Source organism: Aureimonas sp. SA4125, assembly GCF_019973775.1.
Classification (GTDB): Bacteria; Pseudomonadota; Alphaproteobacteria; order Rhizobiales; family Rhizobiaceae; genus Plantimonas.
Genome location: NZ_AP025032.1, coordinates 1,530,325 through 1,550,847, shown reverse-complemented (window position 1 = coordinate 1,550,847; position 20,523 = coordinate 1,530,325). Strand labels below are relative to the sequence as shown.

Genomic DNA, 20,523 nt, shown 5'->3' with positions numbered 1-20,523 from the left:
AGCTGCGCCCGACCTCAGTCGGTGATGTCCTCGATGCCGAGCTTCAGGGCTTTCGCCAGGGCCTTCAGCGTCGACAGCCGCGGGTCGATCTTGCGGCTCTCGATGTCGCTGACCGTCGCCGGCCGAAGGCCCGCCGCCGCGGCGAGTTCCGCCTGCGTCAGGCCGACGGACTTGCGCCAGGCGGCGAGCGGGTGAAGCTCGCCCGCCCAGACCGCGCTCGCCAAGTCGCTCAGCATTCCCGGCGCGTCGGGGTAGTCAATCTCGGCCTGACGAATGAGAGCGATATCGCCGGAATCCTCAATCAGGTCTTCATACTCCGCACGAGTCATGACGATCATGCTCTCGCCTTTGAGGTTTACCGCTTCGTTCATTTTGACACCTCAACGATAGACTTCGCGTCGGTGGGCGACGCGAAGGACGATCATGCTTCCCTGCACGACGAACAGCGCGCGCCAGACGCCTATTCTCATTCGATATTCATCGCGGCCGGACAGCTTTTTGACGTCGCCATGCCCTGTGTCCGCTTAGATCTTCAGCTTTGCCTTGATTGCCTCACTATCTCTAACAGGCAGCCGACTCAGAACCTTTTCGGCATTAGGATGAATAATAAGCTTCATCATAAAATCCGCTTTAGCGCTAAAATTAAATACCTCAAAGCGGATATCAATGCAAGGAGCCATGGATGATCGACCTCACTTGGATGGCCTGGACCTGGCCGACGGCGATCTTCTTCATCGCCATCTTCGCTTTGATCGCGCTGATGGGCGTCTGGGAATATGCCTCGCCCGGCGGCAATCCGCGCTTCGGCATTCTGCGCTTCGAGACGACGCGCGGCGACCGGCTGTTCCTGTCGCTGCTCGGCTCGGCCTTCATCTGTCTCGGCTTTCTCGGTCTCAGCGAGATCTCGCTGTGGTGGGCGCTCGTCGTCTGCCTCGGCTACGCCGTCCTCGTTTTCCGCCTCGTCTAGAGGCGTTTCCCTTTCGCCCCCTTCCGGGGCGGGATATGGCGCGCGCGACCTCGGCCGGTCGACGCCAGCGCCTCACCCTTCGACCGGCCAGACGTCTCTCTGGGAGGAGATTTTGATGAAGAAGCAATGGATGCTATCGGCGGCCGCGATGGCGCTGACGCTCGGCGCCGGCCCGGCCTATGCCGACATGGACGCCGCCAAGTCGTTCCTCGACACCGAGATCAAGGAGCTCTCGACCCTCGATCGCGCGGCCCAGGAAAAGGAACTGCAGTGGTTCATCGATGCGGCCAAGCCGTTTGCCGGCATGGACATCAAGGTCGTCTCCGAGACGATCGCCACGCATGAATACGAATCCAAGGTGCTGGCACCCGCCTTCACCGCCATCACCGGCATCAAGGTCTCGCACGACCTGATCGGCGAAGGCGATGTCGTCGAGAAGCTGCAGACGCAGATGCAGTCGGGCGAGAACATCTACGACGCCTACATTAACGACAGCGATCTCATCGGCACCCACTGGCGCTACCAGCAGGCGCGCAACCTGACCGAATGGATGGAAGGCGAAGGCAAGGCCGTCACCAATCCGGACCTCGATCTCGCCGACTATATCGGCACCTCCTTCACCACCGCGCCGGACAAGCAACTCTACCAGCTGCCCGACCAGCAGTTCGCCAACCTCTACTGGTTCCGCTACGACTGGTTCAACGACGAGAAGAACAAGGCCGACTTCAAGGCCAAGTACGGCTATGACCTCGGCGTGCCCGTCAACTGGTCGGCCTATGAGGACATCGCCGAATTCTTCACCGGCCGCGAGATCGACGGCAAGAAGGTCTTCGGCCATATGGACTACGGCAAGAAGGACCCGTCGCTCGGCTGGCGCTTCACCGATGCCTGGCTGTCGATGGCCGGCAACGGCGACAAGGGCATTCCGAACGGCGTGCCGGTCGACGAATGGGGCATCCGCGTCAACGAGCAGAGCCAGCCCGTCGGCTCCTGCGTCGCCCGCGGCGGCGACACCAACGGACCGGCTGCGGTCTACTCCATCCAGAAGTACATCGACTGGATGAAGGCCTACGCGCCGCCGGCGGCCCAGGGCATGACCTTCTCGGAATCCGGCCCCGTCCCGGCGCAGGGCGAGATCGCCCAGCAGATCTTCTGGTACACCGCCTTCACCGCCGACATGGTCAAGGAAGGCCTGCCGGTGGTCGACGCCGAGGGCAACCCGAAATGGCGCATGGCCCCCTCGCCGCACGGCGTCTACTGGAAGGACGGCATGAAGCTCGGCTACCAGGACGTCGGCTCCTGGACGCTGATGAAGTCGACCCCGGTCGACCGTGCCCAGGCGGCCTGGCTCTACGCCCAGTTCGTCTCCTCGAAGACCGTCGACGTGAAGAAGAGCCATGTCGGCCTGACCTTCGTGCGCGAGTCGACGATCCGCGACGAGAGCTTCACCGAACGCGCGCCGAAGCTCGGCGGTCTCGTGGAGTTCTACCGCTCGCCGGCCCGCGTCCAGTGGTCGCCGACCGGCACGAACGTTCCGGACTATCCGAAGCTCGCCCAGCTCTGGTGGCAGGCGATCGGCGACGCGTCCGCCGGCGACAAGACCCCGCAGGAAGCCATGGACTCGCTCTGCGCCGAGCAGGAGAAGGTCATGGAACGCCTCGAGCGCGCCGGCATCCAGGGCGACATCGGCCCGAAGATGAACGAAGAGAAGGACATGGCGTACTGGGCCGAGCAGGCCAAGGCGAACGGCACCCTCGCGCCGCAGCCCAAGGTCGAGAACGAGAAGGAAAAGCCAATCACCGTCAACTATGACGAGCTGGTGAAGAGCTGGGCCGACGCCGCTCCGGCCAAGTAGGTCAAAGCGCTGACAGGAGGCCGGGGCGAAAGCCTCGGCCTTTTCGTGGTGAAACGGCGACGCGCTGATCTCCCCCCTTGAGGGGGAGATGGCCGGTAGGCCAGAGGGGGGTGCCAGGGGCGCAACCTTCGCCTATCTCGCCGTTTCCAACACAAAAACACAAGCGCCGTGCCATCCACCCCCCTCTGCCTGCCGGCATCTCCCCCTCAAGGGGGGAGATCGGCGGTTCCAGCGACGCACGCGCCCTCACCCAGGAATCCCCATGTCCGGCTACGTCCTCGCCATCGACCAGGGCACGACCTCCACCCGGGCCATTGTCTTCGACGACGGCTTTCGCATCATCGGCGTCGGGCAGCAGGAGTTTCCCCAGCACTTTCCGCGCTCCGGCTGGGTCGAGCACGACCCCGAGGACATCTGGAATTCCGTGCTGGCGACGATCCGCACGGCGCTCGCCGACGCCTCGCTGTCGGCCGCCGACATCGCCGCCATCGGCATCACCAACCAGCGCGAGACGACGCTGCTCTGGGATCGCGAGACCGGCAAGGCCGTGCACAATGCCATCGTCTGGCAGGACCGCCGCACCGCCGAATTCTGCCGCGGCCTCGTCGCCGACGGGGCGGAGGCGATGGTCACGGACAGGACAGGCCTCATCGTCGACCCCTATTTCTCCGGCACGAAGCTGCGCTGGCTGCTCGACCATGTCGACGGCGCGCACATCAAGGCGGAGGCCGGAAAACTTGCCTTCGGCACGGTCGACACGTTCCTGCTCTGGCGCCTCACCGGCGGCCGGGTGCACGCGACCGACGCCACGAATGCCAGCCGGACCATGCTGTTCGACATTTCCGCCAACCAGTGGGACGACGATCTCCTGAAACTTCTCGGCGTGCCGCGCGCCGTGCTGCCGGAAGTGCGCGATTGCGCCGCCGATTTCGGCGCGACCGATCCAGGGCTGTTCGGCGTCGCGATCCCGATCCTCGGCATGGCCGGCGACCAGTATGCCGCCACCCTCGGTCAGGCCTGCTTTCGCCCGGGAATGCTGAAGTCGACCTACGGCACCGGCTGCTTTGCCGTGCTGAATACCGGGGCGGAAAAAGTCACCTCGACGAACCGGCTGCTGACCACCATCGCCTACCGTATCGACGGCGTCACGACCTATGCCCTGGAGGGCTCGATCTTCATGGCCGGCGCCAGCGTCCAGTGGTTGCGCGATGGTCTGAGACTGATGGATCGGGCCGACCGCTCGGGGCCGATGGCGGCGGAGGCGGACGACAGCCAGGACGTCTATCTCGTCCCCGCCTTCACCGGCCTCGGCGCGCCCTGGTGGGACGCGGAGGCGCGCGGCGCGATCTTCGGCCTCACCCGCAACACCGGGCCGAACGAGATCGCCCGCGCGGCGCTCGAGGCCGTCTGCTACCAGACCGCCGACCTCCTCGACGCCATGCGCCGCGACTGGACGAGCCGGGGCGACACGGTGCTGCGCGTCGACGGCGGCATGGTCGCCTCCGACTGGACGATGCAGCGCCTCGCCGACCTCCTGGCCGCCCCCGTCGACCGGCCCGTGGTCCTGGAGACGACGGCGCTCGGCGCCGCCTGGCTCGCCGGCCAGAAGGCGGGCGTGTGGCCGGGCATGGATGGATTTTCGGATCGCTGGCGGCTGGAACGCCGTTTCGAGCCGGCGATGGACGCGGTCACGCGTGGCCGCAAGCTCACCGGCTGGAGCGATGCGGTGAAGCGGACGCTGACGCGGATCTAAAGCATGATCTTGAAAGGTGGCTTCCGGCTTTCGGAAAAGATCATGCGAGGACAAGGAGCTAAAGCACCAGAGCGTCGGGCCGGACACCATGATTGACGGCGCTATTGCCTCTCCATCATCTGAGACATTGCAGTCTTGGAGGGACAGGACATGGCACTTCATGTCGAGGCTCCACAGGTCGGCGAGAGTTGGCCGACCGCCTTGCAGCGCTCAAAGGCGTCAGCACGAGCGAAACGGTGCGTCAGGCTTTGCAGAAGGAACCGGAGCATATCCAGCCTCAAGAAGAGATGTCGCCGCGCGTGCGCGAAGTGCTGGCACGGGTGCGAGAGCTCCATGCAAAGCATCCTCTCACGGGGCAGACGGCCGACAAGGCCTGGATCGATAGCCTTTACGAAGACGACTGATGTTCGTCGGCGCCGCCGCCCTCTGCGCGATCATGGCAGCGGAGCCAGACGCGGCGGGGTTTTCGAGCCGGATCGTCGGCTGGAGCGCGTAGAGGCAATCATCGAGCGGCAGCAGCGTATGACGCCGGAAGGCAACAATGACGGCCTCCTCTTCGATCGACAGCCCGTGGATCTCGGCTCGGCCGGGCCTGTCTTGCGGTCGGCTGTCGACGTCCGCTTCTTCTACTTCGCGACAGTCTTCTGGTTGATGCCGTGGTCGTGTCCGTCAACGTGGTGGAAATTGAGTGTAGCTGAAGCGGCTCCGTTTCAGGCGACTTCGGTGGAAATCTGTTCGGGTTTTGCAGTGTTGCCCATGGCCATGAGGTCGGCCATGGGTTCGGTCTGCATGTAGCGGTTCTGGATCTGCCATTCGTCGTTGGCCTCGAGAAGGACGGCGCCGATGAGCCGGATGATGGATCCCTCGTTCGGGAAGATTCCGACGACGTCGGCACGCCGCTTCACCTCCTTGTTCAGGCGCTCCAGGGAATTCGTCGAATGGATCCGGGTCCGGTGCTGACTGGGAAAATCCATGTGCGCCAGCACGTCGGTCTCGCTGTTGTCGATGAAGGCCCCGAGCTTTGGACACTTTCCCCGAAGCTGGTCGGCGACGTGGCGCAGCGCCTGGCTGGCGCTAGCACGATCGGGCTGGGCGAAGGCTTGGCGCAGCGCGGCCGCCGCCATGCTCTGCTGCGCCTTCGGGACATACGACAGGGCGTTGCGCATCCAATGCACCCGGCAGCGCTGCCAGGAGGCGCTGAACACCCGGCGAATGGCGGCTTTCAGCCCTTCGTGAGCATCCGAGATCACGAGCTTCACGCCGGACAGGCCGCGGCGCACGAGGCTCTTGAGGAAGCTCGACCAAAACGTCTCCGCTTCCGAGGGGCCGATGTGAAGGCCGACGATCTCGCGCTTGCCGTCCGTGTTCACGGCCACGGCGATTATGGCGGCGACCGAAACGATGCGTCCACCCTCGCGCTGCTTCAGGTAGGTCGCATCCAGCCAGAGGTAGGGCCAGTCGCCAGTGAGAGGACGGTCGAGGAAGCCGCCGACGCGTTCGTCGATGTCTTTGCACAGCTTCGATACGGTGCTCTTGCCGATCCCCGACAGCCCCATGGCCTGTACCAGATCGTCGACCCGCCGGGTGGAAACGCCGCTGATCCAAGCTTCCTGAATGACGGCAACCAAGGCCTTCTCCGAGAGCTTTCTCGGCTCCAGGAACGGCGGGAAGTAGCTGCCCTGCCGAAGCTTGGGTATCCGAAGCTGCAACGAGCCGAGCCGCGTGTCGAGCGAGCGGTCGCGGTAGCCATTGCGATAAGTCGCCCGTTCCTGCGTCCGTTCGTGGCGCCCGGCGCCGATCATGCCTTCAACGTCGACCTCCATAAGGAGCTGCATCACGCTCTCGGCTATCGTTCTCAGGAAATCGCCGTCCCCGGCTTTCGCAAAAAGCTCGGCAAGCGGTAGTCTGTCCTCGGTCATCGGGTTCTCCGGTCAGGTTGAAGTCTCGCAACTCCACCTTAGCCGCCCTATCCGGTGACCGCCTCAGCCACACCTTTCAATGTCGGAATTTCCACCACGAGCGCGGACACTACCGATGCCGTAGTGGCTGGCCAGCGCCCTCAGGCTCTCTTGACTATGCTGTATCGCTCGACGGACTGCCGCAGTCGTCGTGGCGCTCCCATGGTGAACCTGGCCCATAGTGCTTCCTTCCATTCGATGGAAAAGACCGCACCAACAAAGCTTGGGATCAAACACCTAGCGAATGGGCAGAGGCCCAGAAAGCTGCTTTTCGGCCAGTTACTCCGGAAAGGATTCTGGGGTGCCCGAAAAACGTCCCGGCCAAGCGGTGCACCGGATGAACACCCAGCCTCCAGTCTCCGAAACATCTGCGGCGCCGGGCATGGCGATGATGCCGCGCAACCCCTCGTGCTCATCTTTGTCAGCTCCGAAAGCCGCCTGCGTCTCGTCAAGGCGCTTGCCGCCGAAACCAACGAGAGCCGAATGTTTGCCAATTGATACGTCAACACGGACGACCTCAGAGAGCACAAGAAAATTGAATGCCGCAATGCCGCATGATCAGAGCTATGGCCGAGTAATTACCCACCCCCTTGTCACGGGCCGAATTCCCTGAATCCATGGACGGATGGATCGCGGTGATTTGCAGCGTCTGACGAAGGAAGAGTTGATCGATCTGGTGCTGAAGATTCAGCGTCCGGAGAAGACGTCACGCACATCCTCGAAGCCTCCGTCTAGTGACCGCAAGGAGCGCCGTGAGCAGGCAAGACCTGGCGGCGCCAAGCCCGGTCACGAAGGCCACAGCCGAGCGATGGGTGAGGATTTCGATCGGCTCGTCGATCACCGTCCCGAGCAATGCTCCTGCTGCCAGGCAGCCCTGGCCGATAGCCTTCCCGCGGAGATCGGCGGCACGTACGAGACGGTCGATCTGCCGGAGATCAAGCCGTTCGTGACGCGTCATCGCCGGCTTTCGGTTTGTTGTCCTTCCTGCGGCACGCTTGTCTCAGCGGGATTGCCCGATGCGGCAAGGGGGACGCCGTTCGGGCCGCGGCTGCATGCGGTGGCGACCTATCTTAAGACCTTCCAGGCCCTGTCCTATGAACGGCTTCAGAAAGCTCTGGCCGATCTCTTCGGCTTGCAGATCAGCCAGGGCGGGCTGATGAACATGCTGCGCCGGGCGCAGGGCACCTTCGTCGCCGACCGCGATCTCGCCATTGCCGCCCTGCGCCGCTCCAAGGTGGTGGCCTCGGACGAGACCGGCGTTCGCATCGAAGGCAGCAACGCCTTCCAATGGGTGTTTCGCTGCGATGACGCAGTCGTCCATCGTGCCGCTCCGACCCGTGGTGCCATCGTGGTCAGGACCCTGATGGACGGGCACCGGCCAAAGGTCTGGTGTTCCGATCGCTACTCTGCCCAGCAGGGACATGCCGACGCCCATCAGACCTGTCTGGCTCATCTGGCCCGCGACGTCGCCTACGCCGAACAGGCGGGCGAGGATCTGCTGCCGTCGCGGCTGCGGATCTGGCTGTCCAAGGCTTTCGCTTTGGCCAGCGGCATCACGACCTTCGCCGCATCGACCATCGTCGCCAAGCGCCGTGCACTGGAGCGAAGTCTTTCCGAGATCCTCGCCGCACCGACCTCCTGCCCTTTCGCTCGAGTGGTCCAGCACAAGTTCAGGCGAGCGCGCGACCAGCTCCTGACCTTCACTCTCTGGACCGGGATGGTCGAGGCCACCAACAACGGCTGCGAGCGCGCCCTGCGACCGGCCGTGATCCAGCGCAAGGTCACCAACGGCTATCGATCCATGTGGGCCGCCGAAGGCGAAGCTGACATCCGAACCGTCGTCGATACCGCCCGGCTGCGCCAAGGGGGCAACGTCTTCAACACAATTCTCGAGACGGTAGGCGCCTGACATTCTACGGAATGCGGGGGTGGGTAATTACATGGCCGACCCTATCTGTCGAATTTTGCGGACGATTGAATTTCAAAGTGACGCAACGTCATCAGTTGCTTCGCGTTCAATTCACTGGCATGTGAGCAATTATCGCACACTATTTTTACTTAAGAGATTAGTTCTTTTTGTTATTTTAGTTTTTTCATTCATTAGAAAATTTTTTTAAGTGATATCTTATGTAAAAGATAGCAGCGGCCGAGTGGAATTAGGAGCATATTTTGGTTGCAGAGTGATATTAATTATGCTGTATTCCAATTCGGTATATGTGAGCAACGAGGGAGGGATCTATGCCCGCAGACCGTGAACACCTTAAATCCGTACTCGAGGCGGCGAAAATTCAGATCGACAACGCGGTACAACGGGTCGATGCTGCCAACACGGAACAACTTGCAGAAATTAAGGGCCTAGCCCATATCGCTTCTGCTTTTGTCGATTTCAACAGTGGCTGCGGTAAGGGATCTATAGCTGCCGCGGGTCATGAGATGCTGGCAAAGCTAAAGGGCTGATATAAATTGGCTTAATAACAAGCTGAGGTGCCGGGATGCTCCGACTATCTCGTTACCTTGCGATTAGTGAGCCATTCGTTCAAACCGGTGAAGAAACCGCGCGACGGCTCATCTTCTCTACTCGCTCTCTTCAGACCCTGCTGATCGCCGGTGGGCTGTGGGACAAGCTGGTGGAAAGTGATTTCGGTGCGATCCCGGCCGACTTTTTGAGCCTGCTTCGTTCGCACCTCATTCTAGTCGACGAGACGGTCGATGAACTCTCTACGGTGATACGGACGAGTCGCGCGGCCATCGCCGGCACACGCACCCTTTACGAGTGTATCCAGCCGACGGGTTTTTGCAATTTCGGCTGCGCCTATTGCGGGCAGGATCACGCTCATGTTCGGTTGCGTCCGCGTGATCAGACGCTGTTGGTGGACCGTGTCGCGAAGCGTCTGGGCTCGATCCGGGATGACGCGTGCCGTTATGAACTGCTGAGGGTGGGTTGGTTCGGAGGCGAACCGCTTGCCGCCATTGACATTATCCGTAAGCTATCGAGGTCTCTTCAAGATATCGCGCGGCAGCACGGCTGCGCATACGACGCGCATATCGTGACAAACGGCTTCGGCCTGGTTCCAGCGATCGCTCGTGAGCTGGTGCTGGACCTCGGCGTGACGGAGATTGAACTCACCCTCGATGGTCCGGCGCACGAGCACGACCGGCGACGCGTCACGTCAAAGCAAGGCAAGACATTCGAGCGGATCTACCAGAACCTTGAGGGTTTGCTGGCGCTGGACTTACCTGTCGATGTGTCCATTCGCTGTAACGTCGACAGATACAATTGTCACGCTATTCCGGAGTTGATTGACCGCGTCGCCGCGCTACCCTCGCGCGATCGGCTCCGGCTATACTTCGCTCCGATCCATGACTGGGGCAATGACGCGTCGCAGACAGCGATTGCGGTGGACGAGTACGCCGAACTCGAGATCGAGTGGATGGCGCTCATGCTACGCAAGGGCCTCGCGGCGGCGCTCATCCCGGCGGCGAAGCCCATAGTCTGCATGGCTGTCAACCCGCACGCGGAGCTGATCGACCCCTTCGGTCAGACCTTCAATTGCACCGAGGTCTCGCTGGTCCCGGCGTACGGGTCTCCCAACGTCTACGCGCGAGGCACGTTGAGCCAGGAGCGAACTTCGCAGCCTGCCGACATGCTCGCCAATTTCCTGCACAAGGTCGAGGATAAGCAGTTTGGTTGCGCGAACTGCCCGATGCTTCCGGTTTGCGGCGGGGCCTGTCCGAAGCAGTGGGAGAGCGGCAAGGCTCCCTGCCCCTCCGCGAAGCGCAACATCTCGGATCGCCTATTGCTGGCCTATGCAGCAAGCCAAATGACGGCGAGGGGCCATGAGCGCGCTCTCTAGCCTGGCGACAGTCATAGAGTGGCGAGAGGGAGCGGACGCGGCGCATCTGGATAAGCTCGACGCCCTCCGTATCAATCTCGTCGCTGGCGCGCTGGCGTCTGCCTTGTCCCGGCCCGCCATCCGCGCGGGCCTCTCGCCCCACCTCAATCTTCTACCGCAAATATCACCGAATGCGGCCGACCGGATATTCCAGGCGCCGGCCGTATGCCAGGCGGTGCGGCTCAACGATGCCGGGCAACTCGCCGCAACCGTGAAAGCAGAGATCGTTTTTGACCTCTGCCCGGACGAACACGTTGAGAGCTGGACCGCCCTCGGAGATGCGTGGTTGGGTCTGTACGGGCCGGTCGCGTCTCCTGTTCGGCTGCGCATGGGCGCGGACGGACGATTGCGCGGGCCGTCGCTGGCCGCAGGGATACCGGTCGACCTCGCAAGCCCGCTCCTCCTGCAGCACCCAGCCGCCGGACTGGATGCGGGCTGCGCGGTGAGTGCCGACGTCGGTGATGCGACGATTTGCAAGCTCGACGAGGCTGCGACCCTGATCGAGGCGATTTCGCCGCCGGCCTGGTCGGCTGTCCGAAGATTCACAGCCAATCTCGTCCTTCGGCAGGACGGGAGGTCGCCGCCGGCTTTCCGCAGTGCCAGCTCGGCTGCGGCCATTGGCCGATGCGTCTTGGTGAACGCGGGCTCATCGGAAACGAGTCCGGCCGAGATAGCGGAGGGCTTGGTCCACGAGACGGTGCATGCCCTCGCGAGCTGCGCCGAGATCGAGGCGCCCATCTTCCTTCCCATCGAGGGCGAGATTCGGGGGGATGTTCGCTCCCCCTGGACAGGGGCACTCCTTCACCAGCACGCTTTTCTGCACGCCTGCATTGTTTGGTTCGCAATTCAGCGGTTCTGGGAGGCGGCGCTGACCGCTGGCATTCTGCCGGGCCATGCGGGCCGGCGCGTTGACCAGATTCGTGCGGGCTTCAAGCGGCTTGAAACGTCAACCTGCCAAGCAGTGGCGCCGGCCGCCCTGCTGTTCATCACAGATCTCAAGGGAAGGGCCACTGGACCATGACAACCTTTCCGCCGTCAGGCAGCCTGAAGGTTCTCGACAATCTGATCAGACCCATCACTGCCGAGGCGTTCATCAACGAGTATTGGCAGCGGAAGATGCTGCTGGTGAAGCGAAATGAGCCCGATTTTTACGCCGACCTATTGTCTGTCGAAGACATCGATCGGCTGCTGAGCACCGTGTCACTGCCGGTTGCCCACGTGAACCTGGGGAAGAACGCGGTCGGCATATCGACAATGGAGTACAGTGACGGCGTTCATGTCAGGACTGCCGACGTGCTCCGCTTTCATCGGGCGGGTAACACGATCATCCTGCGTTCGATGCATCTTTGGCTCCCCAAGCTTCGAAATCTCTGCGAAGACATGGAGGAGACGTTTCTCTCGGACGCGCAGACCAACCTATATCTCACGCCCGCCAACACCCAGAGCTCCTATCCGCACTGGGACGCGCACGACATCCTGGTCATTCAGATCGCCGGCAGCAAGCGCTGGATTCTGCATGAGAACGCGCTCGAGCTGCCGCTTCGGACCTTTGAGTTTGACCGGGCTCGTCATCCGATCGGTGCGGCTACGGGTGAGATCTTTCTCGAAGCGGGCGACATCGCTTACATTCCCCGAGGGCTGGCTCACAATCCAATGGCCACAGAGTACTCGGTCCACATCGCGCTCGGTATCAAGGTGAACACCTGGGCCGACGTGATGGCGAACATCTGCAGCCAGCTTTTCATGACGGAAACGGCTTTTCGTGACGCTTTGCCCATTCGGGTTGGCGGAGCCGGCTTCGACCGCGCCGCATGCGAGTCCCGCTTTCAGGATCTCGAATCCCGCCTCACGCCAGCGCGAATGCGGAAGGCCCTCGACCAGCTGGAGGAGGTTCACGCCGCGCGCCGGAGGCCCCGCACGGATGGCACGCTCACGTCCATTGCCAAGCAGCAGGAACTCGGACTCGACACGATTGTCTCGCTTCCTGATGGCGCTCGCACAGAATTCCGCATGGATGGCGAGAACTGCGAGGCACTCATCAACGGGGTTCGCCTGCGTCTCGGAAAGCACTTGGTTGAGCCGTTCGAGTTCCTCAGCCGCATTGGCAAGGTCAGGGTGCGAGACATCCCGGCGCAGACCGACGAGCAACGGCTGGCGTTGGCCGTGAAGCTGGTGGACGAGGGGTGCCTTGTCGTCGCTGCTTAGGGGTGCGCTCAACGAAGCCCAAGTCATCAGTCTTGCGCGCGCCTGCGAGATCGGAAGCACGGCGCGAGTTCGCGTCTCGCAGCGCGACTGGTTTGACGAGATGCTCTCGGCCGAGCTTTATCGGCTGCTACCCGGTCCGACTATCGAGGCACTGTCAGTAGCACGATCCCTGAGCCGTTCGGCCTTGCTGCGAGCAAGGGGTGGCGAACTGACGCGGGCCACCGCCGATCTGGATTGCGCCTCGCGTTGCATAGAACGCATTGACGCGGAGCCGGCACGCCGCCTCGGCGCGGCCTTCGCCGATGCCACTCGGGCCTACCTGTGTTATCGGGAAGGGCACCTCGATGACGCACTCTCCTGCCTCAAGACCGCCTATTTGGACGATCTTCACGTGGAGAGATGCGGGGTGGGCGTGCTACTGATGCATCGAGTCCAGTTGATCAACAACATGATCCGCATCGAGACTCGGCGAGGAGCTCGCGAAATTGCCTCAGGGATAGGCGCGAGGGTGCTGACCTATCTCGAACGGCCTGATCCAGCCGTGATGCTGAAGCTCGGCGATCCCTGGAGCGAGGGCTGGCGGCCATGCTTGAGCGACATTCCGAAACCGCTCATATGCCAAATGCACGGCCAGATCGCCTCCGAGCACGTCCTTGTGGGCGGAGCCGCCCAGACGGCAATCGACGGACCGGCGCCGGACATCCAGGTCGCGCTTTGGGCGACTGTCGATCTGGGTCTACGAAATCGCATGCTGCACGAGGTCGCAGATGACGCCGCCCGTCTTCTTTCGCGGGGGGCACGGCCGAGCCTGCCCTTATGGCGCGACGTGGCGACCCGCATCGGGTCGTATATCACGTGCTCGCGTACAAGTTCGGAAGGCACTCAGTGAGCGACCGGAGTTTCGTGGCGGCCGATGCGCGCCACCTCGCGTTTATCGCCGAAGCACAGGCCGAGACCGCCCGCGTGAGCTTTGGCCGCCCCCTTGCGGGGAATGAACTATCGGCGCTGCGCGAACGCGTTACCGCTGCTCTCGCAGACCCCGGCTCGCACGTCCTGGTTCTCGACGGCCCGGGAGGCCCGGAGGGTTATGTGTGGGTGGAAGGCCGGGCGGACGGTCGGGCTTTCCTCCTCGACATCTTTGTGACACGGACTGCCCGACGCGGAGGCGTCGGCCGAAGACTACTGAGACAGGCTCTGGAGAGCACGCAAGTGCTTGGACGAACCGAGCTCAGGTTGGCGGTGTCAGGAAGCAATCACGGGGCGCAAATGCTTTTCCGATCTCTGGGATTTCGAGAGACTGATCAGGAGATCCGCGAAGGCGTGACTTGGTTCGAGATGGCACGGTCGGCGATTTAGTGCGGGATGAGTTTAGGTTCGCCATAGCCTGAATTGGCGAAGTAGTTTTTTGCATTCGGTTGGCGGGACGTCGGCGATGATGGTTCCGATGGCGGCGCAGAGGTCGTCCCGGTTGCGCTTGGCGCCGTCTCGCAGGAAGTGCTTCAGCTTGGCGAAGAACTGCTCGATCGGATTGAGGTCGGGCGAGTATTTCGGCAGGAACAGCAGCCTGGCGCCTACAGCCCGGATGGCCTGGCGCACGGCCTTCCCCTTGTGGCTGCCAAGGTTGTCCAGGTCTAGTATGTTCGCTTGCCGCGCCGGACACTGCGAAAAGCGGTTTCGACTTTCTTCGCCCTGCGCCTTGGCCGGGCCCCGGTCCGACGCGCATCCGAGGCTTTGGCTGGCGGCGACGCATTCCCTGTCGATTGACCTTTGCCGCGCAATGCGGTTCACGATGCCGGCATTGTCGCAGCGCCTCCGTTGAGGGCGAGCGGACTTCAGAGGACCGGACATGAGCACCAGGGATATCGTCCACATCGCGCTGTTCGCCGCCCTGATGGCGGTGCTCGGTGTCTTTCCGCCGCTGATGATCCCGGCGATCGGCGTGCCGATCACGGCGCAGTCGATGGGACCGATGCTGGCCGGTGGCATTCTCGGCGCCCGGCGTGGCGGGCTGTCGATGCTGCTCTTCGTCCTTCTCGTCGCCGTCGGCCTGCCGTTGCTGGCCGGCGGGCGCGGCGGCATCGGCGCGCTGGTCGGCCCGTGGTCGGGCTTCATCTACGGCTGGATCATCTCCGCCGTCGTCATCGGCTGGCTGACCGAGCGCTTCTGGCACCGTCTCTCCTTCGTCTCGGCCTTCGCCTTCGCCGTCGTCGGCGGCATCGGCGTCGTCTACGGCGTCGGCGTCCCGTGGTTCGCGGCGATGTCCGGCATGAACCTCGGCGCGGCCTTCCTCGCCTCGGCCGTCGCCTTCATTCCGGGCGATCTCATCAAGGCCGGCATGGCCGCTCTGGTCGTCGTCACCGTCCGCCAGGCCTATCCGCTGATCACGGCCTCCCGCGTCCGCGACGTCTGACGCGGAGCCTCTCGTGATCGTCCTGGACGGTGTCGGCGTCTCGCGCGGCGGCCGCGACGTCCTCGCCGACCTGACGCTGACGCTTGGCGAAAAGCGCATCGGCGTCATCGGCGCCAACGGCTCGGGCAAGAGCACGTTCGCGCGGCTTCTCAATGGCTTGCTCCTACCGACAGTTGGACAGGTGCTGGTTGGCGGCCTTGATACCGCAAGGGACGGCAAGGCGGTGCGGCGGAAAGTCGGCTTCGTCTTCCAGAACCCCGACAGCCAGATCGTCTACCCCAGCGTCGGCGAGGATCTGGCCTTCGGTCTCAAGGGCCGGGGTCTCTCGAAGCCGGAAATCGCGGCGCGGATCGCCGGTGTGCTGGAGAGCCAAGGGCTGGCCGGCAGCGAAGGTCGGCTGATCCACGAGCTCTCCGGCGGCGAACGGCAGCTGGTGGCGCTGGCCGGTGTCATGGTCATGCAGCCGGAGGTGCTTGTCCTCGACGAGCCGACGACCCTTCTCGACCTGCGCAACACAAGCCGTATCGCAACGGCGATCGCCGCCTTTCCCGGCCGGTTGGTGATGGTGACGCACGATCTTGATCTCCTCGCGGCGTTCGACCGCGTGCTGGTCTTCGAAGAGGGCCGCCTCCACACCGACGCCCCGCCGAATGAGGCCATCGCCCGCTATCTCGCGCTCTGCCGATGATCGGATCGACCTATGTCGAGCGCGACAGTGCGCTGCACCGGCTGCGGCCAGGGGTGAAACTCGTCGCGCTGCCGATCCTCGGGACGCTGCTCTTCGCCCTGCCCGGCCTCGTCCCCAGCGCTTTCGGTCTCGCCCTGGTCCTTTTCCTCTACGCGGCGGCCAAGATCCCGCCTGCCGTGCTGCTGCGGCAGCTTCGGCCGGTGGCCCTCGTTCTCGCCTTCATCTTTCTCGCCCAGCTGTGGATCGCCGGCCTGCCGCTGGCGACGCTGGCCGTCCTGCGCTTTCTCGCCCTCATCCTCGCCGCCGCGCTGGTGACCCTGACGACGCGCAGCGCCGACATGATCGCGGCGCTGGAGAAAGGCTTCTCCTTCCTCGCCTTCGCCGGGGTGGACGCCGCCAAATGCAGCCTCGCCATCTCCCTCGTCATCCGCTTCTTCCCGGTCATCCAGTCCGTGCTTTCCGAGGTGCGGGAGGCACAGGCGGCGCGCGGCCGCAGTGCCAGCCTGTTCGCGCTTGCCGCTCCGGTGGTGGTGCGGACGCTGAAGCTTGCCGACGAAGTGGCCGAGGCCATCGACGCGCGGTCCTGATCCGGTTCCGCCGGCTGCGAGCCGCCGACGGGAAGTTTTGCCCGAAACGGGCTCGCGGCGTCAAAGCGGACGGTGCTATGGTTTGCCCAGGGCGCCGTCAAAGCGCGCGGAATCGCCAGCCGGTCGGGGCAGGAGCGGCTGCGCGGAGATGAAGAGCAGAGCGAGGGAAAGTTCCCGTCGCGCTGATCGGGAGGACGCCATGAGAGCGATTTTAACGGCGATGGTTGCCGCCGCGGTGCTGTGGAGCGGAGCGGTATCTGCCGCCGAGACCGTCCGGGTCGGCGTGCTGAAGTTCGGCACGGTGAACTGGGAACTCGACGCGATGAAGCGCAACGGCATCGACGCCAAGCACGGCGTCGACGTCGAGATCATCCCCTTCGCCGGCGAGGACGCCACGGGCATCGCCCTGCAGGGCGGCAGCGTCGACATGATCGTGACCGACTGGCTGTGGGTCTCGCGCCAGCGTGCCGAGGGTGGTCCCTACGTCTTCGCCCCCTATTCGACCTCGGTCGGCGCGCTGATGGTGCCCGGCGACAGTCCGATCCGGACGCTCGCCGACCTGAAGGGAAAGACGCTCGGCGTCGCCGGCGGGCCGCTCGACAAGAACTGGCTTCTCATCCAGGCGCTCGCGACCCGCGACACCGGCACCGACCTCGCCGGCGACGCCCGCATCATCTACGGCGCGCCGCCGCTCCTGGCCGAGAAGGCCCGCAGCGGCGAACTCGACGCCGTCCTGATCTTCTGGAACTACGCCGCCCGCCTCGAGGCCGAAGGCTTTCGCCGGCTCGTCTCGGGTGAAGAGGCCGCCGCAGCCTTTGGTGCAAGCGGCAAGGTGGCGACGATCGGCTATGTCTTCGACGAGGGCTGGGCCACGGCGCATCCCGGCGTCGCGAGCGGTTTTCTCGCCGCATCGAAGGAAACCAAGCAGCTGCTGAAAACGTCCGACGCCGAATGGCAGGCGCTCGCCCCGCTCGTCCAGGCCGAAGACGACGCGACGCTCGCAACCATGCGCGAGCGCTATCGCGAAGGCATCCCCGCCCGCCCCGTGGCCGAGGAGGAAAAGGACACGGCGAAACTCTACCAGGTGCTGGAAGGTCTGGCCGGCGAAAAACTGGTCGGCCCCGGCAAGGTGCTCGATCCCGGCACCTACTGGTCCGGACTGAAGAATGGCTCCTGAGGTCACGGTGGCACCGGCCGTGCGATCGTCCGCCCGCGGAGAGACCGCCCTGCCCCGCCGGGCCGGGGCTGGCGGTCAACCTCTCCTCTTCGGCCGGCTTGGCCCCGCGGCGGTGACCACGGCTTCGATGTTGGCGCTTCTCGCCCTCTGGTGGCTTGCGGCCAGCCTGGCCCAGTCGCGCCTGCTACCGACGCCGGGTGCCGTCGCATTCGCCTTCTGGAAGGACGCCCGCACCGGCGAACTGCCCTTCCACCTCGCGATGACCTTGATGCGCGTCGGCGCCTCCTTCGTCGTCGCGATGGGCATCGGCGCGGCCATCGGCGTGGGGCTCGGCCTCAGCCGCACCGCCAACCGCTTCTTCAATCCCTGGGTGATCCTCTTCCTCAACCTGCCGGCGCTGGTGGTGATCTTTCTCCTGTTCATCTGGATCGGCACGAACGAGACCGCGGCCATCCTGGCGATCGCCATCAACAAGATCCCGAACGTCGTCGTCACCATCCGCGAGGGGGCGCAGGCGCTGGACCGGCAACTGGCCGAGATGGCGAAGGTCTATCGCTTCTCCCGCCGCGACCGCCTCGTCCACGTCATCCTGCCGCAGCTGCAGCCCTATCTCGCCGCCGCGACGCGCTCCGGCCTGTCGCTGATCTGGAAGATCGCGCTCGTCGTCGAGCTCTTCGGCCTGTCGAGCGGCGTCGGCTTTCAGATCGCCACCTATTTCTCGCTCTCCAACGTCGCGGCGATCCTCGCCTACACGCTCGCCTTCGTCGCCGTGATGCTGATCGTCGAGCTTCTCGTCGTGCAGCCGCTGGAAGCCCGCGCGACGCGCTGGCGCGGCCGGGCGGCCTGACATGACCGACCTGTCCAAGACCGCCCCGCCCTTTTCAGCCGCGCCATCCGGCGCCCGGCCCCCGCCCACGCCCTTCACCGAAGCGGGATCGTCGTTACCCGCTGTGCCAGCTTCGTCCCCATCGACGGCGCCCATCGACCTCGACGTCCATGTTGCGCAGAAACGCTTCGTCTCGGCCGACGGCACGGACATGCTGGCGATCGACGATTTCGCCTTCACCGCGCCAAGGGGCAGCTTCACCGCGCTCATCGGCCCTTCCGGCTGCGGCAAGACGACGGCCCTGCGCATCATCCTCGGCCTCGACACGGATTTCTCCGGCCATGTCCGGCGCGCCGATCCCGCGGGGCGCATCGCCGCCGTGTTTCAGGAACCGCGGCTTCTGCCCTGGCGCGACGTCGAGACGAATGTGCGCCTCGCCTTGCCGCCGGAGCGTCGCGGCGACGATCTGTCGCCTCTGTTCGAGACGCTCGGCCTCACCGAGATGACGAAGCGGTTTCCCGGCGAGCTGTCGCTCGGCCTTGCCCGCCGCGTCGCGCTCGCCCGGGCCTTCGCCATCCGCCCGGCCCTCCTCCTCCTCGACGAGCCCTTCGTCTCGCTCGACGAGCCGACGGCGGCACGCCTGCGCACCCTCCTCCTCGACGTCTGGTCGGCCCGCCCGACAACGGCGGTCATGGTCACCCACAACCTGCGCGAAGCGGTGGAACTCGCCGACCGCATCGTCTTCCTCACCGAGCGCCCGGCGCGGCTGCGCGGCATCCACGACCTGCCGACGCCGCGGGCCGAACGCGATGCGGAATGGCGGGAAAGGACGCTGGCAATGGTCAGCGCGCTCTATCCCGGGGTGACCTGATAGCGGTTCCGCCACGGCGATGCATGGCTGCCCCGCAGGATGTCCCTTGACCCAGAACCCGCCGCATCCGACCTTGGCGCCATGAGCTTGATTCGATCCATCTGCGTCTATTGCGGCTCCTCTCCCGGCCGCGATCCCTCCCACCTCCGGGCTGCCGAGGTGGTCGGCACCGCCATGGGCCGGGCCGGCCTTGGCCTCGTCTATGGCGGCGGCACGCGCGGCATCATGGGCGCGGTGTCCGACGCGGTGATCGCCGCCGGCGGCAAGGTCACCGGCGTCATTCCGCGCTTCCTGATCGACATGGAGGCGACCGAGAGCGAGCTGCAGCGGCTCGACGAGCTGATCGTCACCGAGGACATGCACGAGCGCAAGCACATCATGTTCGAGCGCTCCGACGCCTTCGTGGCGCTGCCCGGCGGCATCGGCACGCTGGAGGAGCTGATCGAGATCATGACCTGGGGCCAGCTCGGCCGGCACAAGAAGCCCGTCGCCATCGCCAATGTCGGCGGCTTCTGGGACCCGCTGTCCAGCCTTCTCGACCACATGCGCGCCGAGGGCTACATCCACACCGCCCACCAGGTCCGCCCCCTCGTCATCGACCGCGCCGAGGACGTCATCCCCACGCTGATGCGGGTCGCCCCGGCGCATGCCGAGGGCGAAGCGGCGATCATCGAGCGGCTGTAGCGGGACGCCGGAGCGTTTCCCCGGCGAACCCGTCCTTGCGCAGGGATTGGCGCCGGAGCGCGGAAACAGCGGGTTGATCGCAGAGGGAATGTCCCCCCTCACCCGGCATGTTCAGCGTTTTGGCATGGATCCCGGATCAAGTCCGGGACCCATGCCAAGACGCGGGAAATCGCACAACCGGGCCGGGCCCGCGTGTCCGACCTTACCTGGAATGACGGGGCTCAGAGGCGGGCAGCGGCCTGGCCGGCGGATCGCCCGTCGAAACGCGCCTGCGCCGCCGCGATCTGCGCCCGGTGCTGCCCGCTCCAGGCCAACAGGGACGCGACCTGGCCGGCGAAGGCACGGCCGAGGTCGGTCAGTTCGTAGGTCACGCTGGGTGGGACGCTCGCCTCGACACGGCGCAGGACATGGCCGTCGCGCTCCAGGCGGCGCAGGGTCAGAGTCATCATCCGCTGCGAAATGCCCTCCAGGGCACGCTCGAGTTCGCTGTAGCGGCGGGGACCTGGAGAGAGCTCCGCCAGCGCCGTGACCGTCCACCGCTCGCCCAGACGGTCGAGGACGAGGCGAAGCCCGCAGTCATCGTGATCGGAGGCGCCGCAAGGGCGCAGCGGTGCGATCGGGCGAACATCGATGTGCGTATCGGACAAGA

At 64.5% G+C, this 20,523-nt stretch carries 21 protein-coding genes and 3 pseudogenes; 18 read left to right on the top strand and 6 right to left on the bottom strand.

Annotated elements, in window-relative coordinates; all coding sequences use genetic code 11:
- Positions 1-14 precede the first annotated feature (14 nt).
- Complete coding sequence (locus Sa4125_RS07135) at positions 15-338, bottom strand: helix-turn-helix transcriptional regulator (RefSeq protein WP_224005317.1); 324 nt, start codon at positions 336-338, stop codon at positions 15-17.
- A 344-nt stretch (positions 339-682) separates the two neighbouring features.
- Between Sa4125_RS07135 and Sa4125_RS07130 the strand changes: the two genes are divergently transcribed.
- The 4 genes from Sa4125_RS07130 to Sa4125_RS07115 all read left to right on the top strand — a co-directional run bounded on the left by Sa4125_RS07130 (position 683) and on the right by Sa4125_RS07115 (position 4,979).
- The gene (locus Sa4125_RS07130) at positions 683-967 is read left to right on the top strand and encodes a DUF2160 family membrane protein (protein WP_224005314.1); all 285 of its coding nucleotides are present in this window, start codon (positions 683-685) and stop codon (positions 965-967) included.
- A gap of 115 nt (positions 968-1,082) precedes the next feature.
- Positions 1,083-2,822: an ABC transporter substrate-binding protein gene (locus Sa4125_RS07125; protein ID WP_224005311.1), complete on the top strand. Its 1,740-nt coding sequence runs from the start codon at positions 1,083-1,085 to the stop codon at positions 2,820-2,822.
- Between the two features lie 262 nt (positions 2,823-3,084).
- On the top strand, positions 3,085-4,575 hold the full coding sequence (glpK, locus tag Sa4125_RS07120; RefSeq protein WP_224005308.1) for a glycerol kinase GlpK: 1,491 nt from the start codon (positions 3,085-3,087) through the stop codon (positions 4,573-4,575).
- 188 nt (positions 4,576-4,763) lie between these two features.
- Positions 4,764-4,979 (top strand): transcription factor, encoded by a 216-nt coding sequence (locus tag Sa4125_RS07115; protein WP_224005305.1) that lies wholly within the window; start codon positions 4,764-4,766, stop codon positions 4,977-4,979.
- 70 nt (positions 4,980-5,049) lie between these two features.
- Here the strand turns inward: Sa4125_RS07115 and Sa4125_RS07110 are convergent.
- From Sa4125_RS07110 to Sa4125_RS07100, 3 genes and pseudogenes are all read right to left on the bottom strand, one after another.
- A pseudogene (locus Sa4125_RS07110) lies at positions 5,050-5,228 on the bottom strand (IS481 family transposase); the annotation flags it as partial.
- A 57-nt stretch (positions 5,229-5,285) separates the two neighbouring features.
- Entirely contained in the window at positions 5,286-6,494 is a 1,209-nt protein-coding gene (locus Sa4125_RS07105; RefSeq protein ID WP_223998301.1) for an IS256 family transposase, read from the bottom strand.
- Between the two features lie 114 nt (positions 6,495-6,608).
- Positions 6,609-6,713: pseudogene (locus tag Sa4125_RS07100) on the bottom strand (IS481 family transposase); the annotation flags it as partial.
- Here Sa4125_RS07100 and Sa4125_RS07095 point away from each other — a divergent pair.
- From Sa4125_RS07095 to Sa4125_RS07065, 7 genes are all read left to right on the top strand, one after another.
- On the top strand, positions 6,696-7,031 hold the full coding sequence (locus Sa4125_RS07095; protein WP_224008215.1) for a hypothetical protein: 336 nt from the start codon (positions 6,696-6,698) through the stop codon (positions 7,029-7,031). The pseudogene Sa4125_RS07100 and the gene Sa4125_RS07095 sit on opposite strands and share 18 nt — an antisense overlap.
- 127 nt (positions 7,032-7,158) lie before the next feature.
- The gene (locus tag Sa4125_RS07090; RefSeq protein WP_223998294.1) at positions 7,159-8,442 is read left to right on the top strand and encodes an IS66 family transposase; all 1,284 of its coding nucleotides are present in this window, start codon (positions 7,159-7,161) and stop codon (positions 8,440-8,442) included.
- Between the two features lie 329 nt (positions 8,443-8,771).
- Positions 8,772-8,990 carry a hypothetical protein gene (locus Sa4125_RS07085; RefSeq protein WP_224005302.1) on the top strand — a complete coding sequence of 73 codons (219 nt, stop codon included), beginning with the start codon at positions 8,772-8,774 and terminating at the stop codon, positions 8,988-8,990.
- A gap of 35 nt (positions 8,991-9,025) precedes the next feature.
- Complete coding sequence (locus Sa4125_RS07080; RefSeq protein ID WP_224005299.1) at positions 9,026-10,387, top strand: radical SAM protein; 1,362 nt, start codon at positions 9,026-9,028, stop codon at positions 10,385-10,387.
- Complete coding sequence (locus Sa4125_RS07075) at positions 10,371-11,447, top strand: HEXXH motif-containing putative peptide modification protein (RefSeq protein ID WP_224005296.1); 1,077 nt, start codon at positions 10,371-10,373, stop codon at positions 11,445-11,447. The genes Sa4125_RS07080 and Sa4125_RS07075 overlap by 17 nt, the downstream gene beginning before the upstream one ends.
- Entirely contained in the window at positions 11,444-12,631 is a 1,188-nt protein-coding gene (locus Sa4125_RS07070; RefSeq protein WP_224005293.1) for a cupin domain-containing protein, read from the top strand. The genes Sa4125_RS07075 and Sa4125_RS07070 overlap by 4 nt, the downstream gene beginning before the upstream one ends.
- On the top strand, positions 12,615-13,520 hold the full coding sequence (locus tag Sa4125_RS07065; RefSeq protein ID WP_224005290.1) for a hypothetical protein: 906 nt from the start codon (positions 12,615-12,617) through the stop codon (positions 13,518-13,520). The genes Sa4125_RS07070 and Sa4125_RS07065 overlap by 17 nt, the downstream gene beginning before the upstream one ends.
- Positions 13,521-13,983: 463 nt before the next feature.
- Here Sa4125_RS07065 and Sa4125_RS07055 read toward each other — a convergent pair.
- Positions 13,984-14,272: pseudogene (locus Sa4125_RS07055) on the bottom strand (transposase); the annotation flags it as partial.
- Between the two features lie 205 nt (positions 14,273-14,477).
- On the opposite strand from Sa4125_RS07055, the gene Sa4125_RS07050 reads away from it, so the two are divergent.
- The 7 genes from Sa4125_RS07050 (at position 14,478) to Sa4125_RS07020 (ending at position 19,874) form a co-directional block, all read left to right on the top strand.
- Positions 14,478-15,041, top strand: coding sequence for a biotin transporter BioY (locus Sa4125_RS07050; RefSeq protein WP_224005284.1), 564 nt, complete (start codon positions 14,478-14,480; stop codon positions 15,039-15,041).
- Between the two features lie 13 nt (positions 15,042-15,054).
- Positions 15,055-15,729: an ABC transporter ATP-binding protein gene (locus Sa4125_RS07045; protein ID WP_224005281.1), complete on the top strand. Its 675-nt coding sequence runs from the start codon at positions 15,055-15,057 to the stop codon at positions 15,727-15,729.
- On the top strand, positions 15,726-16,316 hold the full coding sequence (locus tag Sa4125_RS07040; RefSeq protein WP_224005278.1) for an energy-coupling factor transporter transmembrane protein EcfT: 591 nt from the start codon (positions 15,726-15,728) through the stop codon (positions 16,314-16,316). Before Sa4125_RS07045 ends, Sa4125_RS07040 begins: the two co-directional genes overlap by 4 nt.
- A gap of 199 nt (positions 16,317-16,515) precedes the next feature.
- Positions 16,516-17,493 carry an ABC transporter substrate-binding protein gene (locus Sa4125_RS07035; protein ID WP_224005275.1) on the top strand — a complete coding sequence of 326 codons (978 nt, stop codon included), beginning with the start codon at positions 16,516-16,518 and terminating at the stop codon, positions 17,491-17,493.
- 127 nt (positions 17,494-17,620) lie between these two features.
- Complete coding sequence (locus Sa4125_RS07030) at positions 17,621-18,340, top strand: ABC transporter permease (protein ID WP_224007616.1); 720 nt, start codon at positions 17,621-17,623, stop codon at positions 18,338-18,340.
- 1 nt (position 18,341) lies between these two features.
- Entirely contained in the window at positions 18,342-19,190 is an 849-nt protein-coding gene (locus Sa4125_RS07025) for an ABC transporter ATP-binding protein (RefSeq protein WP_224005272.1), read from the top strand.
- Positions 19,191-19,271: 81 nt separating this feature from the next.
- Positions 19,272-19,874: a TIGR00730 family Rossman fold protein gene (locus Sa4125_RS07020; protein WP_224005269.1), complete on the top strand. Its 603-nt coding sequence runs from the start codon at positions 19,272-19,274 to the stop codon at positions 19,872-19,874.
- A gap of 221 nt (positions 19,875-20,095) precedes the next feature.
- Here the strand turns inward: Sa4125_RS07020 and Sa4125_RS07015 are convergent, their stop codons facing one another.
- On the bottom strand, positions 20,096-20,521 hold the full coding sequence (locus tag Sa4125_RS07015; protein WP_224005266.1) for a helix-turn-helix domain-containing protein: 426 nt from the start codon (positions 20,519-20,521) through the stop codon (positions 20,096-20,098).
- Between the last annotated feature and the right edge of the window lie 2 nt (positions 20,522-20,523).